The following is a 15,415-nucleotide window of genomic DNA, read 5'->3' as shown; positions in this document are numbered from 1 at the left end:
GCGACCGCAGACATGACAGGCATGGCAGGCATCCACAGGTGATCAATAAAAGCGCTGTGCCCAGAACGTTCAGGCTCAGCGTGATGAGGCACGATCAGCCAATGGCCGGCGGTGCCCGAGCCTGTGAGGTGTCGAAGGTGCCGGTGATCCGCAGATCGCGGGTCGCTGCGCGGCGGCAAAACGCTTGACCCGGCGCCCCCTCGGGCAGCCGGGGCCAGGCCGGTTGCAGCGCCAACCCCGTGACCAACGGGCACAGCGCGCAACCATGGCCGCCGCCCTGCCCTGGCGGGTCTTGTTGATCCGGATTCTGGCCGGCGCGGGCCTTGAACTCGGCCAGGGACAGACGCTGCACGCCCTCGGCGCTGCAGACCAGCAGCCACTCACCCCCTACGCTGGCGCTGGACCGGGGCAACGGCATGCTGGCCCAGGCCAAGGCTTGCAGCACCAGGGCGAACAAGCAGAGCAGCAGGTCGAGGGTGGGCCGAGCGTGTCGCCGGTGCTGGTTGAGGATCATGCAAGAGTCCCTGCTGTTTGGGTGTATCAGCAATGCCCAGTCAATGGACATGTTCCGTGCTTGAGTGCCTGATCGCTAAGGGACGGACGCCCGGGGCGCCCGATGAAACCAGGAAAGAGCACCAGGACCCCTCGCGAGCCTCTGGCACTCAGTGACGGCATGTAACCCTGCCAAGAGAAAGCATGCCGCCGGTCGGCAATGTAGCACGCAGCCTTGGCCCGCCCCGCCTGCGACCGCCTGCCACAGGCGGCGCGACTAGTTCGCTGCCGGCCGGCCAGCCAAGCGGCTGCCAGCCGAGGGTGCGGCAGGCTGTCGCAATAGGGTCGACAAACACCCCTCACTACACTGCTGCGACCGCGTGGACGCGGGACAACCTGATGATAAGAAAACGATGAGGAGCATCATGAAGACGCTATTGGCCGCTGCCTGTTTACTCGCCTTTACCAGCGCTCACGCCGCCCAGGACCCTGAAGCCGTGTTCAACCGAGCCTGCACCGCCTGCCACAGCGGGCAATTGCCCATGGCGCCGAAAAAAGGCGATCAAGACGCTTGGAAACCGCGCCTGGCAAAGGGCAATGAGGTGCTGATCAAGCACGTGACCGAAGGTTTCAACGCCATGCCGCCACGTGGCTTGTGCATGGATTGCAGCGCCGAGGATTACCAGACGGTGATCAGTTGGATGTCCAAGTAAGGCTCAGCGCCCCCTCGACACCTGACCTGCGCTCGCCAGCGAGCCGCAGGCAGGCCAAAGCATCGGCCCCTGCCAGGCAGGACAACGCAGGACAGACCGGACAAGGCAAGCCGGTCATTTCACGAGGGCCGGGGATCAAGCGGTGATGCGATGACCTGGTGTCAGCAGACAAAAAAGCCCTCTGGGACAGAGGGCGGGCAACCAGCGCTAGCGCAGTTGCCAATGTTGCGCATTGAGCTAACCGTGGAAGTGTCTGCCTCCGCTCAACGCCCACACACTGTATGAGGGCTGGCGCGCAGCAACAACTGCGACAATCGGGCACAGCAGGCGCAGTATTTCGGGCATCGCGCGCCTGCCGTGGCCCAAGAACAAGGCGCCAGCCGCTGTGGCGCTCTGTCGCAGATCCTGTGCACCTCCCACCAGAGCGCAGCGAGGCCCCTGTGTGATGGCAGCAGCGCGCGCCCCAACTGTCATCGTTTCGTCATATAACCTCCGTAGCTTTCCCACGCCAACAAGCCATAGGTGATGCCATGAGCGCAGCGTGCCGAGTCAACATTCGACCTTTCGACTCAGGGAAACAGCCCAACAAAGCCCCGTGCGAGCTAGTGCTGTTGCAGACAGCTGAATACAGGGCCGCGCTCTTGCGCCGTTACCCAGCCGGCTTGATCGAAGAGGCGGAACTGCAAGCACTGCTTAAAAGCTGGCTACCCAATCCCCCTTTGCACACCGAACGGGCGCACGCCTGATCGCGCGCCTGCTGCCACAAAGGGCGGTGGGTTGAGTCAGCCGGGGCCCCAGGACCTGCCTCGTCCTCAGGGGATCGGTAACCAACGGCGGAACCCTGCCCCGCCCGTGCCGCTCAACGGACACCAGGCGAAATCCCAGGGCACCGGCGGAAACTCCTCTGGATCGCCATCGGGCAGCGGCCGCGGTGCCACCTTCCAGTCGAACACCCAGCCCGGCGACTCACGCCAGGCCAGTACCAGACCACGGGCCTGACTGTCGTCGGTGTTGATCCAGCGCGCCGCCGCCGCGCTCATAAAGGCCTCTATGTGATCCTCATTGATCTGCCCCTGATAGCGCGAACCCAGCAACCAGCGGCACACACTCAGGTAATAGGTCCAGTTCAGTGGCGGGTGATTGCGATAAGCCCAGGTCATGAAACCACGGAAGATGTTCAGGCCATCCGGCGGATCAAGCTTGAGTAGCCCCGGACACACATCGAACAGGGTGTGCCAGTACGGCAACAGGCGCGCATCCAGGTGCACAAAGCTGCGAGCGTTGCTCGGGTAGTCGGGAAACGGCAGCAAAAAGTCGCCGCTATTGCGCAATCGGCTGCTGCGGCTGACCAGTCGTGAAGCACCGGCCGGAATCGCTAAAGCGCGCATGTCAGCCTCCCGCATCCATTGAGGGGGGTGTCGACAACGCCCGGTGGCGGGGGCGTCGTTCGCTGAAGCCGGCGTTCAATAATCTGAGCCATGGTCTGCTCCTTCCAATCTCACCAATAACCGTGAATACACACCCCAGGCCCTAGGTCTGTGGGTGCGCGGATAACTGCGGTCAGTTGCAACGAGCAGGAGAGGCTCGGGGGTTGAGCGACGGCCAGCGGTCACGCACGGCCGGTAAAAACAACAAGGTCGTGGGCAAGCGCAGCGCCACGCCGAGAGCATCCACCAGCGCCAGGGAAGATGATCCCAGAGGCGCGGCGCCAATCGATTGGGCGCAGCAGCAATGGCCCTGCTCGCCCTGGACTGTGGAGCTGGAGGGGTCTTTGTCGAGGGTCACGAGTATGGGCTGGACGCCGCCGGACGAGCAAAAACTGCCCGCCAGCCATTGTTCCAGGCTCAGGGTGCCCAAGGCACTGGCCATGGGCAGCGCCATGACCTTCAACAGGATCGCCAAGAACGCCGCTACCCAGGCGTTCTGATGGCTGGCATTGCGCATGCCGCACCAGACCATCAGGCCCGCGCGCTCAGGCTAAGGGGCAAGCGTTGGAAGCCATTCATGCCACACACTCGAAATCGTTGGAATTCAACGACCCGTATTGCGCCACACAGCACCCGCTGCCCGTGGCAGCCAGAGAGATGACGGGTACAGGCCTACCGGCGGTCAGCCGCCAAGGCGACGGGCCACTTGCGGGCTCAAATCAGAGGGGAGGCGCGAGGATTGGCTGAGGGCCAGCAATAGCGAGGGGGCGCCTTGCAGCGCGGTTCAAGCGTGCGCCGCCGGACCTGCCCGATGCGCAGCAGCCAACTCAGGCAGAACAGCAAGACCAGATTTAGGGCGGCGCCCGAACACACCGGGCAGGAAAAGCTCCCAGCCCAGGTGCTGGCGGTCTGCTCGCTGAAGTCGGACTTCTGCACCGGTGCCTTGCTGCCCAGGGACGAACAGAACTGCCCGCCAACACCGTTGAGGGCAAAGCCCATCATCTGACCGTGCCCCAAACCGCAGGCGAACACATTGAACAGGACGCAAAAATACAGGGTCCAGGCAATGAGCGAACGGTCGGGACGGGACAATTTCATGGCGGCGACTTTAACACCGGACAGCCCCATGGATGAAGCTCGACTTAAGTGGCGTCACCTGCCGCCCAGACACCTCGGGACGGCAGGTACTGATGCGGTCAGGCGACTCTGAGTGCCTTTACACAGGTAAAGCGCGCCACCAGCGTGTGGTCGGCGTAGCGCTTGAGGGTACGCGCCACTAGGCAAGTGAACAGCGGCTCACACACCACCAGCGGCAGATAGGACAACGCGAACCAGGCCCAATTGCTCAGCGGCGTTGGCTCCTCGCCCAGCGCCAGCCAGAAACCCACCATCGCTACCACACCGGTGTAATACAGCGCGTCGAACTTGACCACTTCGGCCCAGCGAATACGCCGTCCACTGACATCGAAGAAACGTCGACCGAGCAGGCCGTGGGCGGCAATCAGCGGCAACATCAGCGACAACGAGTTGACCCCCAGGTGCATCAGGTCTTGAGGCTCGAACAGCAACCCCTGAAGCAACAAGCCGATGGCAAAGCCAAACAAGGTAGGGATGAAGCCGAAGATGATGTACACCGCGGACGCACCGACAAAGTGCAACTCCGAGGCCCCCACCGGCAGATGAAAGACTTCCATGAACACCGAGAAGAACGCCGCGGCGAGCACGCTCTTGATCAGGTTATCGGGGCGTAGCAGCTTGGGGGCAAACGCCGCCAGGGTGGCGATCGCAGCAGCATTGGCGTACAGCACTTTGGCGGCATTGAGCACGCCGGGTTCGATATGCATCGGTTCTCCCTCCGAGGGATGCGAGTATGGAAGCTGCCGACGGCATCGGCAGCACTTGTGGCAGGTCTCCTGGCTCAAGGCTCGACACGCTGGTGCGCCTTCCCGGCCAGACTCGGCCAGTGGCAAATGCATAAGCGCTAACCTTTCACAGTTGCGGGGGCAGCGCAGGACTGGCCATAAGGCGCACCTGCTTCCCTATTCTCCACCCCAGGGTGGAACCACAAAGCGGCGCTAGATTAAGGGCTTTTCAAGGCCTGCGCACGCTCTACCTGCATCCGCAGCGCCGCCTTGGCAAAAGGCCAACCAGGGCATCGCCCCAGTGACGCCCGAGGGCTGTCAGCGCTCCACTAAGGGCCGCGTCACCACAAACAGGCTGCTTGGCCGCGGCCCTCGCTCATCCCGGTCGCCGTACCGGGCTTGAACCCGCTCCCGCACGACAGTCAGGCCGGTGCCGTTGAAGCCGGTCGCCTGGTCGTCCTGAACAGCTTGAAGATGAACAGCAGCGCCTTCGCGGGGATACCGATGCCGTTGTCGCTTAGCGTCAGTTGCACTACGTGGCCCTGGGTGGTGACCGAGAGCGTCACCCTGCCCTGCGTCGGGGGGTATTTGGCGGCGTTACCCAGTAGGTTGTTAAGGCTTCGGCGGCACAGCGCGGCGATGCCTTGCTAGCCGACGATCGGCGTGAGCGCGCGATTCATGGCGTGCAAGGTGGCGACAATCGCCTCGGCGATGCTGGCGCTGTCAGCATTGGGGCCAACACTGTGCGCCATTGAAGCAACGATCTGGCGGCTTTCGTCGCTTGGCGTGGACATGGCGGGCTGATCGTAAGTGGCTGGGCAAGGTCTGCTAGTACACCTGTAGCAAGTTGGTCACGGCGCTGTGCGGGCCGGGCTGCGCGCGTTGCCCGCTACGGGCCTGAAGGGCCCGGGGTCAATAGCCACGCTGACAAAATGCCTCGAGCTGCGCCAAGTGGATGATCTCGACGTTGCGGCCTTCGATATTCACCAGTTGCAGCTCGCGCAACTGGGTAATGGATCGGCAAATGGTTTCAGACCTGACACCAATAAAAGACGCAATGTCCTCGCGTGACATTCGCAGTACGAAGTGGTGCGCAGAGTAGCCCCTGGCGGCAAAGCGCCTGGAGAGCCCCAGCACGAAAATCGCCAGACGTTCTTGTGCGCTGTAGTGTCCCCAGGTAATGAGCATGTGCTGGCTGCGCCTGATTTCCCGGCTCAGCAACCTGTTCAGGTTTGCTTGCAGCGCAGGCATGTCTTGCGCCAAACGCTCTAGACCCGAGTATGAAATTGACATCACTTCACTGTCTTCTAGGGCCAAGGCGCTGCAGGCGTGGCACTCGCCGGTGATTGCCTCCAGGCCCAGGGCCTGGTTGGACATCGCGAACCCAGTCACCAACTGGTGCCCTTGCTCGCAGCAATAGAGGGTTTTGAAGCTGCCCAAGCGGATGAAGTACAGGTGGCGCGAGGCCGTTCCCGCGTGATAAAGCGCTGCGCCCCGGCCGATACGCAGGTTGCAGACGATGAGTTCATCCATTCGCTCTCGTTCTTGCTGGGATGAATTCGGCGACAGAAGCCATTTGTGCAAGGCTGACGGATCAAGGCTTCCCACCCGCGAATAGGGGCGTGCTGGTGCAGGCGGTGTGCTGTACTCAGTGTTCATGAACATCGTCGTGCTCCAGTCTCTATCGGTCACCCAGCCGTAAAACCCAATTGCCGCGCCCTTACCCCCTGCGCGGTGTCAGATCGAGTTCATGAATGATTTCGTCTTCGCCGGTCGCCGGATAGCGGCTGTGAAAGCCCTGGCTACGCGACAGGCTATGCATGGCAAAGTTGTTAGCCTGGTGAATCGACACCATGGTCTTGAAACCGTTGCGTTGGGCCGCGCTGATCAAGTGCCGCATCAGGAGCGTGCCCAGGCCCCGGCGTTGCCAGCGATCAGCGACGACCACCGAGCATTCGCATTGCCCAGGGTCGATGCAGGCGGCATAGCGACTGATCCCGACCTCGGTTAATTGCCCCCGCTCATGAATCATCGCGATGTAAGCCATGCGTTGTTGATAATCCACGTCCATCAAATAATCGAGCATCGACCGCGCGCTTTGCTCGACCTGCGCAAAAAAGCGGCTGCGCAGCGACTCGGCGGACAACTGCCCGAGAAACGCGAACGCCAACTGGCGGTCTTGCCGATGCAATGGCCGGATCAGCACGTGGGTGCCATTGTTCAAGGCCTCGATCCAGTGCTCATTGGGTGCCTGATCACCCAACGCCGCAAGGATCGCCGCCACTGTATGGTCAGTGAACATGTTCAATACCTGTATCAGGGGTTGCTTGGATGACCTCGGGCACCAGTACCGCCGCCCCCTCGAATGCACCCTTGCGCAAATCTTCAAGGGCCTGATTGGCCTGGGTCAGCGGGTACAGGGTGGTGCGCGTGACGACGCCGATCTGCGCCGCCAGGCGTAAAAAGTCGACGCCGTCCTGACGCGTCAGGTTCGCCACCGATACCAGTGAGCGCTCCCCCCACAACAAGTCGTAGGCAAATGCAGGAATCTCGCTCATGTGAATACCGGCACACACCACCCTGCCGCCCTTGCGCACGGCACGCAGGGCCGTTGGCACCAGCGCGCCGTCTGGGGCGAAGATGATCGCCACGTCCAGCGACTCCGGCGCCGGCTGATCCGAGTCACCCGCCCAGATCGCCCCCATCTGCCGAGCAAAGGCTTGCGTGGCGATGTCCGTCGGACGGGTAAAGGCAAACACCGACTTGCCCTGCCAAGCCGCCACCTGGGCCACGATATGCGCGGCAGCACCGAAACCGTAGAGCCCAAGCTTTTTACCTTCGCCACCGATCAGTAGCGCCCGCCAACCAATTAATCCGGCGCACAGCAAAGGGGCCAGCGAGGCATCACTGCCCTCCTCGCCCAGGGCAAACACATAAGCGGCATCGGCAATCAGCGCCGTGGCAAAGCCGCCGTCACGGGTGTAGCCGGTGAACAGCGGGTGATCGCAGAGGTTCTCTTGGTGCTGACGGCAGTACCGGCACACGCCGCAGGTGTGGCCCAGCCACGGGATTCCCACCCGCTCGCCCAAGGCCAGTCCGAGGACACCAGTCCCGAGGGCATCGATACGTCCAACCACTTCATGTCCGGGAATGATCGGCACCTGCGGATGGGCCAGTTCGCCGTCCACCACATGCAGATCAGTCCGGCACACACCGCATGCGGTCACCCGCACCCGCACCTCTCCCGGCCCAGGATGGCGATCGGGCAACTCGGTCCACTGCAACGGACTGCCTGTCTTGTTCAACACCATCGCGTGCATGCCAACCTCCAGCAACACTCGGTAAATGAAAGGGTCTCAACCGTACAACTGGCGCAATACCGCCGGCAGCAGGTCCGGCAGGTCTTCGGCCAGCAACCCGGGGCCGAAGCTGGCGGCCGCGGCGCCATGCAACCAGACCGCGGCAATGGCACTGTCGAACGCCGACACGCCCTGGGCGAGCAGGCCAAGGATCATGCCGCTCAAGACATCCCCCGCGCCGGCGGTGGCCAAGGTCGAAGGCGCATTGCTGTTGATCACGGCATGCCCCTCGGGGGCGGCAATCACCGTGTCGCTGCCTTTGAGCACCACCACCGCGCCGCAACGACGGGCCGCGGCCCGGGTGCGGCTGAGTTTGTCGCCCGCAGGATCGAATATCCGTCGGAACTCGCCATCGTGAGGGGTCAGCACGCAAGGGCCATGAATCGCCCGGTCCAGCACCCCGGGGTCATCTTGAAAAACCGTCAGCGCATCGGCGTCGAGCACCGTGGGCCGGGCACTGGCCAGCATCGCCAGGACGTGACCGAAGGTGTGTTTGGCCACCCCGGCGCCGGGCCCGATCAGCCACGCGGAAAAACGGCTGCCATTGAGCAGATGACCGAAGTCTTCCGGCGTCACCCAGGGGCGCACCATGATGCTGTTCAAGGCCCCGGCGTAAATCGGCAGCGCCACTTCCGGCACCGCGATGGTGGTCAGCCCCGCGCCGATCCGCGCGGCGCTGCGGGCCGCCATGCGGGCCGCGCCCGTCATCGGATAGCCGCCAAACACCAGCGCATGCCCACGGCTGTGCTTGTTGGCGGCGGCGCCGGCCCGTGGCAACGTGGCCAGCCACAACCCGGGGTGATTTTCAAAGGTCCGGGGCTGGATGACGTCGAGCACCGTCGCCGGCGTACCGATGTCGGCCACCACCACTTCACCGCACAGCTCGCGCCCGGGTAGCAACACGTGCCCCGGCTTTTTACGCAGAAACGTCACCGTCAGTTGCGCCGCCACCGCCCCCAGCCCTTCGCCGGTATCGCCCATCACTCCGCTGGGGGTATCGATGGCAACGATCGGCACCTGGGCCCGGCTGGCCGCCCGCAACGTCTCCAGGGCAAGGCCTTGCAAGGGCCGGCTCAGGCCGGCACCGAACAACGCATCGACGATCAGTTCGGCGCCTTCGATGACCTGCGGACTCAGACTGTCGACCTCATCGCCCCAACGCTGCGCATGTTGCCGGGCCTCATCCTTGAGGCTGAAGCGACTGCCCAGCAGGGCGACCTTTACCGCCCAGCCGGCATCGCGCAGCCAACTCGCGGTCACAAACCCATCGCCACCGTTGTTGCCCGGGCCACACAGCACCACCACCGGCCTGGGGGTCCAGCGCCGTTGAATTTCAAGCGCCACCGCAGTACCAGCATTGGCCATCAGCTCAAACGCCGGCACCCCGGCAGCCACCGCCAGGCGGTCGGCTTGTGCCATCTGCTCGACCGTCAATAACGCGCCCTGGTGTTTGTTGAGCAAGGCTTGGCCGTTGAATCTGTTCATGGGCTGACACTCGTTCAAACCGCAGCGAAATCGATGACCACTCGCGCAGGCACGCTGCCCACCAGGCGCATCCAGCCGCCCCCGCTCGCAGGCGCCTTGACCCCAGGCGCAAAGCGCGGCCGTACGAGGACATGTTGTTTTTGTGGCTTATCCGTTTTCATCGGATCGATTCCGAATCAGTGGGTACCGGGTAGCGCCCCAGGGGCGAGACGCTCGGCGTCGCGCTGCTGAGGCCTTCAACCTAGGCGCCTTGGTTGCACCTGACCAGCCTCGGAAACTACCTAGCCTGTGAGCAGGCGCGCGCCCCGAATCCGCCGTTACCGGGCGCGAACAGACAATGGGAGCGATCGCGGCCCTCGCCCATGGGCCTGATCCAATGCCTGCCTGGCTTCCACAGCGGCGCGCAGGGCGTGGCAGCGGAAGGTTCGGAAATTACCTAGGCCCGGGCGCCCCGGGCATGACCCTGGATTACCGGACAACCGTTGGTCGCAGACTCAAGATCGCCTCCAGGCGGACCGCGCCGATTGTGCAAAGAGGAGTAGGATCGAGAAGCGTGCACGTTTGGAGCACGCCCCTGCGGACTCTCACAATGCCCATTCGCCTTCCACTCAGTTCCGGAACGGCCAAGACCAAGGTGATGACTCCAATGTCCTCGGTTGACGCTGCAACACCAAGCCAGGCCCCATGCCTGGTTCCCGCCAGTTCACCGCAAACCCTTGAGCAACTGCGCTCGCTCAATCAGCAACTGAGCGCAATGAATGAAGCCTTGCAAGCTAGGCTTGAGCAGCAAAGTGCCGCTTCAAAGATGGTGCTGAACGTGCTGTCTCGCCTGCCCATCGCCACCCTCTTGCTCGACGCGCAACTCAACCTCCGGCTGTTCACCCCGGCCTGCCAGCCCTTGTTCAACCTGCGCAGCACTGACATCGGGCGGCCCATGGCCGACCTCCGGCCGTTACCGACCGATCCCGACCTGCTGGACGATGCCGATACCGTCATGCACACCGGTACGCCCGCGGAACGCGAGGTCGAATCCCGCACCGGGGAGAGTTTCCTGCGACAGATCAGCGCCTACCTCGACGAAGACGGTGCGGTAGATGGCGTGCTCATCACCTTTATCGCGATCGGTGAGAAAAAACAGCTCGCCCAGGCGTTGCAGGCCGAGACGCAAAAGGCTGAGTTGGCTGCTGTGCGTCAGTCACGCTTTCTGGCCTCCACCAGCCATGATCTGCGCCAGCCCCTGCAGACCCTCAAGCTTCTACAAGGTTTGCTGCTCGGCATGCTCGACGAAGAGCAACCGCGCCGACTGACCGTGAGGATTGGCGAAACCGTGGGCGCAATGTCGGGGTTGTTGAACGCCATTTTGGACATCAATCACATCGAAACCGGCGAGATCAGGGTCAATCCGGTCAGTTTCAGAATGAGCGATCTGCTGGACCGGCTCGCCGATGAATTCAGCTACAAGGCGGGGGCCAAAGGCCTGAAGCTGAAGCTGGTGCCCTGCCGGCTGTCGGTGGAAAGCGATCCACGCTTGCTTGAACAAGTGTTGCGCAACTTGCTGAGCAACGCCCTGAACCACACCCATGAAGGCCGCATACTCCTGGGCTGCAGGCGCCACGGCGGCTGGCTCAGCATTGGAGTCTGGGACACCGGCGTCGGTATGGAGCCGGCCGCCCTGCAATTGCGTCTGAACGGCACAGACCCGTCGCTCAACCCGGGGCAGGAGCCGGGTCAGGGACTGCCCATCGTCCAATACCTGTGCGCTTTGCTCGGCCATCAATTGCGTGGCCATTCGCAGGTGGCCAAAGGCACGGCATTGTTTGTCGATGTGGCCTTGGCCCCGGAGATTGCCACGCCGCAGGAGGCACCCGCGCATGCCCTGCAAACGAACCACGAACAACCGCACAGCGGCCTGATCCTGCTGGTGGAAGATGACCTTGAAGTGCTCGACTTGCTGGGCACGCAACTCAAGTCCCAAGGCTACCAAGTGGTCATGGCCAGCGACGCCGAGCACGCGTTCCAAAGCATTCGCCAGGGCGGCGTGCAGCCGGACCTGATATTCGCCGACTACAACCTGCCCGGCCCGATCAATGGCCTACAGGTCATTGTTCAACTGCGCGAGCAACTGCATCGGCGTATTCCCGCCGTCATCCTGACCGGCGACATTTCGCGACAACTGTCCCACGATGTGGCCTTTGAGGGCTGTATCAAGCTCAACAAGCCGGCAAAGCTCAATGAAATCTCCTTCGTCGTCGCATCGTTGCTGGCCAGGCAGCAGGTGCACAACAGCCCCCTGATCACTCCCGTCGCAGACGCAGCGCGAGTGTTCGTGATTGACGAGGACCCGCTGTTTCGCGCCACCGTACGCTGTGTGCTGGAACCGTACGGCTACGCCGTTCTGGACTATCCCAAGGTCAAGGCCTTTCTGCAGGACTACCTCCCCGGGCAACTCGCCTGCCTGCTGGTGGGTGCGCACAACGGCCTTGAGCTGTTGCATCGATTCAAAGCCAACGACGACCCGCTTGCGCTCATCATCACCAGCAACAGTGGCGAGGTGAGCATTGCCGTGGAAGCGATGAAGGCCGGTGCCGCGGATTTCATCGAAAAGCCATTGGTTCGTTGCCAATTGCTGCACAGCGTGGCCCGCGCCCTGGAACACTCACACGACGCCAACAAGCGCCGGGCCTGGACCGAGCAGGCGGTGCAGTGCATTGAAGGCCTGACCCAGCGGCAACGACAAATCATGGAGCTGGTGCTAGCGGGCCACCCCAGTAAAAACATCGCCGCTGAACTGGGGATCAGCCAGCGCACGGTGGAAAACCACCGCGCCTCGATCATGAACCGCACTCATTGCAAATCCATTCCCGCCTTGGCCCGTGTCGCCCTGGCGGCCAGCTCGCGGGGGTTGAGTTAATCCCCCGCACCATTACCCCGCCGCGCTGCAAGGTCGGCTACTCAGGCCTGCTCCACAGGCGCAACAGCGGGTTGGCAAGATCACGGTCACCGGCACCAAGGCCATTGCCATTCAAGCCGACAACCGTGACGCCGAGGCTGGCAGGATGGGCCGCAGACACCGGCCCTGCCTGCGCCCAAGGGGCGAATCATGGATTGTCAGTGTTTTTTTTCGGTTAATCTCGCGCAAAACCTATACACAAACCTGAAAGGCGTACAACTCAGAGCGATGGCCACTGACGCTGTATTTCGATGGTCAATGGCCGCTTCGCGTCCGGGCAGTGTGCTTCTTGCGTCAAGGCGAGGCGCCGGCGCGGCTGCTCCAGGTTGAATCAGCAACACGATTACGGCCTGTCAAAGCCAGCCTGGAACAGCATCGCGGCCCCCATCAGGGCACCAGTAACGCTCTTCTGCCCCGATACAAGCGGCGAGCGGCGGGCCTGGCGGGCGCGGCGAATCTTGGCACGGCATGGGCCAACGGTAATCAACGCGTTGCTGAACAGCCCCCGAGCGAGCGAACCATCCACCCTCCCCCTGCCTGTCCCCGGTTGCTGGACACCGATACATCCAGGTCGCGGCAAGCACTGATAGCCGCAAGCACGGCAAAAAAACATGTACAAAGTAAATTTTTATGTACAAATATCGAGACGAACTTGCACAGGGATCGATCCCTCGCGCGACAGACCGGCACTCCCGTCCGTTGGGGCCGCCGATGCCCATCCACAGGAGACACTGAATGAACACAGCCCTGAGCATGAACTCGCTGGGTAATGGCTATCGCGCCTTGGTGATAGGCGCCAGCGGCGGGCTGGGCGCCGCGTTTTGTCAATGGCTCGAACAAGACCCACGCTGCGCCGGCGTACGTACCCTGGGCCGAGGAACACTGCCCATGCTGGACCTGGAGCAGCCCGAGAGCATCGCCGAGGCCGCCGCCGCGTTAGCCGCCCAAGCGCCGTATCAACTGATCGTGCACGCCGCCGGCCTGCTCCATCGCGGTGCTATAGGGCCGGAGAAAAGCTATGCGGCCATTGAGGACCACGCGCTGAAGGCGGTGTTTCAGGTCAATGCTCTGGGGCCGGCGTTGGTGCTGCGGCACTTTCTACCGTTGCTCGGCCCCGAAGGGGCGATGGCAATGCTCAGCGCCAAGGTCGGCAGCATCGGTGATAACCGTCTGGGCGGCTGGTACGCCTATCGCGCCTCCAAGGCGGCGCTGAACATGCTGGTGAAAACCGCGGCAATCGAACTGGCACGCACTCAACCCAGGGCACGGCTGTTGAGCCTGCACCCAGGCACGGTCATTTCGCGATTGTCGCAACCCTTTCGGGGCGCCGTTGCGGCGCGGCCGGCATCGCTCGCGGCCGGTGAACTGTTAAACCTGATCGACCGCCTGACGCCGGCCGACAGCGGCGAATTCTTCGCCTATGACGGTGAGCGGCTGGCATGGTGAGCCCAACGCCTGCCAGGCGACTGGGCCTGGTGCTGGGTGACCAGCTGTCATTCGATCTGGACCTGTTCAAGGCGCTGGACCCTGCGCGCGACGCGTTGCTGATGGCCGAGGTGCACAGCGAGGCGCGTTATGTCCGGCATCATCCGCAAAAAATCGTCCTGATCTTCAGCGCCATGCGCCACTTCGCCGCCCGCCTTCGCCAACGCGGCTGGCGGGTGATCTATGTGGCTTTGGACGACGCTGACAACAGCGGCAGCATCCCCGGCGAGTTACGACGCTGGCAGGCGGCCTTGAATGCCGATCAGGTGCACGTCACCGAATGCGGCGAGTGGCGCCTGGAACAGGCCCTGCGCGAGGGTGGCCTGGCGCTGATTTGGCATGCCGATCGGCGCTTTCTGTGTTCGCGCGAGCAATTTCGCGCCTGGGCGGCGGGTCGCCGCTCGTTACGCATGGAGTTTTTCTACCGCGAGATGCGCAAGAAGAGCGGCCTGTTGCTAGAGCCGGACGCCAGCCCGTGCGGTGGCACCTGGAACCTCGACGCCGACAATCGCAAAGCCCTGCCCAAGGGCCTGCGTGGCCCGTTCCAGGCGCGCTTCGGCCACGACAGCATCACCCGCGAGGTGTTGGCGCTGGTGGCTCGGTGCTTTAGCGACCATTACGGCAGCCTCGATGCCTTTGACTACCCGGTGACGCACGAGCAAGCGCAGTTGCTGTGGCAGCATTTTCTCGACTTTGCCCTGCCCGCCTTTGGTGACTACCAGGACGCCATGGCCGACGGCGAGCCGTTTCTGTTTCATGCACGGATCAGTGCGGCCCTGAACATCGGGCTGCTGGATCTGCGGCAGTTGTGTGACGACGTCGAGCGCGCCTACCGCGAGAAAAGGGTTGCACTCAATGCCGCGGAGGGGTTTATCCGCCAACTGATCGGCTGGCGCGAATATGTGCGCGGCATCTACTGGTTGCGCATGCCTGAATATGCCGAGCTCAACGGCTTTGCCAATGATCGGGCACTGCCGGCGTTCTACTGGAGCGGCGCCACCGACATGCGTTGCATGTCCCAGGTCATCGGGCAAACCCTGGAACTGGGCTACGCACACCATATCCAGCGACTGATGGTCACCGGCAACTTCGCGCTGCTGGCCGGGATTGCGCCCAAAGCCATCTGCGACTGGTACCTGGCGGTCTACCTGGACGCCTTCGACTGGGTCGAACTGCCCAACACCCTGGGCATGGTGATGCACGCCGACGGCGGCTACCTGGGCTCCAAGCCCTATTGCGCCAGCGGCCGCTACATTCAGCGGATGTCCGACTACTGTGGTGGCTGTCGCTATCGGGTGGACCAGGCCACCGGCAACGATGCCTGCCCGTTCAACGCCCTGTATTGGCATTTCCTGATGCGTCACCAAAGGCAACTGGGCGGCAATCCGCGGCTGGCCCTGACCTATCGCAACCTGCAGCGCATGGACGAAGCCCGCCGGGAAGCCCTCTGGCAACGCGGCGAGGAGCTGCTGACGCGTCTGGATGCAGGACAAGCCCTATGAAGAAATCCGAATTGCCACGCAAGGACTGTGCGTTCTGCGGCCTGCCATTCAGTTGGCGCAAGCGCTGGACCCGTTGCTGGGATCAAGTACGCTTTTGCTCGGAACGTTGCCGCCGCACAGCGCGCTCGAACCCAGGCTGA

At 63.0% G+C, this 15,415-nt stretch carries 16 protein-coding genes and 1 riboswitch; of the genes, 5 read left to right on the top strand and 11 right to left on the bottom strand.

The features are described 5' to 3' along the window. Positions 1-94: 94 nt before the first annotated feature. Positions 95-514: a DUF2946 family protein gene (locus PLD_RS04600; RefSeq protein WP_159890265.1), complete on the bottom strand. Its 420-nt coding sequence runs from the start codon at positions 512-514 to the stop codon at positions 95-97. Between the two features lie 400 nt (positions 515-914). Here PLD_RS04600 and PLD_RS04595 point away from each other — a divergent pair, with 400 nt between their 5' ends. Then, entirely contained in the window at positions 915-1,205 is a 291-nt protein-coding gene (locus PLD_RS04595; RefSeq protein WP_371928931.1) for a cytochrome c5 family protein, read from the top strand. An 812-nt stretch (positions 1,206-2,017) separates the two neighbouring features. Here PLD_RS04595 and PLD_RS04590 read toward each other — a convergent pair. From PLD_RS04590 to PLD_RS04545, 10 genes are all read right to left on the bottom strand, one after another. Continuing rightward, on the bottom strand, positions 2,018-2,593 hold the full coding sequence (locus PLD_RS04590; RefSeq protein ID WP_159890261.1) for a putative natural product biosynthesis protein: 576 nt from the start codon (positions 2,591-2,593) through the stop codon (positions 2,018-2,020). A 172-nt stretch (positions 2,594-2,765) separates the two neighbouring features. After that, positions 2,766-3,149: a DUF2946 family protein gene (locus tag PLD_RS04585; RefSeq protein ID WP_256674544.1), complete on the bottom strand. Its 384-nt coding sequence runs from the start codon at positions 3,147-3,149 to the stop codon at positions 2,766-2,768. Between the two features lie 197 nt (positions 3,150-3,346). Further along, entirely contained in the window at positions 3,347-3,730 is a 384-nt protein-coding gene (locus tag PLD_RS04580) for a DUF2946 domain-containing protein (RefSeq protein WP_159890257.1), read from the bottom strand. Between the two features lie 98 nt (positions 3,731-3,828). Beyond that, positions 3,829-4,476, bottom strand: coding sequence for an energy-coupling factor ABC transporter permease (locus PLD_RS04575; protein WP_159890255.1), 648 nt, complete (start codon positions 4,474-4,476; stop codon positions 3,829-3,831). Positions 4,477-4,517: 41 nt separating this feature from the next. Next, positions 4,518-4,714: riboswitch (cobalamin riboswitch) on the bottom strand. A gap of 202 nt (positions 4,715-4,916) precedes the next feature. Then, positions 4,917-5,099: an ATP-binding protein gene (locus PLD_RS31005; RefSeq protein ID WP_371928930.1), complete on the bottom strand. Its 183-nt coding sequence runs from the start codon at positions 5,097-5,099 to the stop codon at positions 4,917-4,919. A gap of 42 nt (positions 5,100-5,141) precedes the next feature. Next, positions 5,142-5,288 (bottom strand): hypothetical protein, encoded by a 147-nt coding sequence (locus PLD_RS04565; RefSeq protein ID WP_159890253.1) that lies wholly within the window; start codon positions 5,286-5,288, stop codon positions 5,142-5,144. Positions 5,289-5,406: 118 nt separating this feature from the next. After that, on the bottom strand, positions 5,407-6,027 hold the full coding sequence (locus PLD_RS04560; protein WP_256674543.1) for a helix-turn-helix domain-containing protein: 621 nt from the start codon (positions 6,025-6,027) through the stop codon (positions 5,407-5,409). Positions 6,028-6,214: 187 nt separating this feature from the next. Continuing rightward, on the bottom strand, positions 6,215-6,796 hold the full coding sequence (locus tag PLD_RS04555) for a GNAT family N-acetyltransferase (protein WP_159890249.1): 582 nt from the start codon (positions 6,794-6,796) through the stop codon (positions 6,215-6,217). Continuing rightward, the gene (locus PLD_RS04550) at positions 6,786-7,814 is read right to left on the bottom strand and encodes a zinc-dependent alcohol dehydrogenase family protein (RefSeq protein ID WP_159890247.1); all 1,029 of its coding nucleotides are present in this window, start codon (positions 7,812-7,814) and stop codon (positions 6,786-6,788) included. Before PLD_RS04550 ends, PLD_RS04555 begins: the two co-directional genes overlap by 11 nt. A 36-nt stretch (positions 7,815-7,850) precedes the next feature. Next, positions 7,851-9,338: an NAD(P)H-hydrate dehydratase gene (locus PLD_RS04545; protein WP_159890245.1), complete on the bottom strand. Its 1,488-nt coding sequence runs from the start codon at positions 9,336-9,338 to the stop codon at positions 7,851-7,853. A 646-nt stretch (positions 9,339-9,984) separates the two neighbouring features. Between PLD_RS04545 and PLD_RS04540 the strand changes: the two genes are divergently transcribed. From PLD_RS04540 to PLD_RS04525, 4 genes are all read left to right on the top strand, one after another. Then, positions 9,985-12,249, top strand: coding sequence for a response regulator (locus PLD_RS04540; protein ID WP_256674542.1), 2,265 nt, complete (start codon positions 9,985-9,987; stop codon positions 12,247-12,249). A gap of 774 nt (positions 12,250-13,023) precedes the next feature. After that, positions 13,024-13,734 carry an SDR family NAD(P)-dependent oxidoreductase gene (locus PLD_RS04535; protein ID WP_159890241.1) on the top strand — a complete coding sequence of 237 codons (711 nt, stop codon included), beginning with the start codon at positions 13,024-13,026 and terminating at the stop codon, positions 13,732-13,734. Beyond that, entirely contained in the window at positions 13,728-15,275 is a 1,548-nt protein-coding gene (locus PLD_RS04530) for a cryptochrome/photolyase family protein (RefSeq protein WP_159890239.1), read from the top strand. The genes PLD_RS04535 and PLD_RS04530 overlap by 7 nt, the downstream gene beginning before the upstream one ends. Continuing rightward, on the top strand, positions 15,272-15,415 hold the full coding sequence (locus tag PLD_RS04525) for a DUF2256 domain-containing protein (RefSeq protein WP_159890237.1): 144 nt from the start codon (positions 15,272-15,274) through the stop codon (positions 15,413-15,415). Before PLD_RS04530 ends, PLD_RS04525 begins: the two co-directional genes overlap by 4 nt.

It is taken from the genome of Pseudomonas sp. LD120 (assembly GCF_009861525.1).
GTDB lineage: Bacteria > Pseudomonadota > Gammaproteobacteria > Pseudomonadales > Pseudomonadaceae > Aquipseudomonas.
Note: the sequence above shows the minus strand (reverse complement) of the source record. Positions and strands in the feature narration are given on the sequence as shown.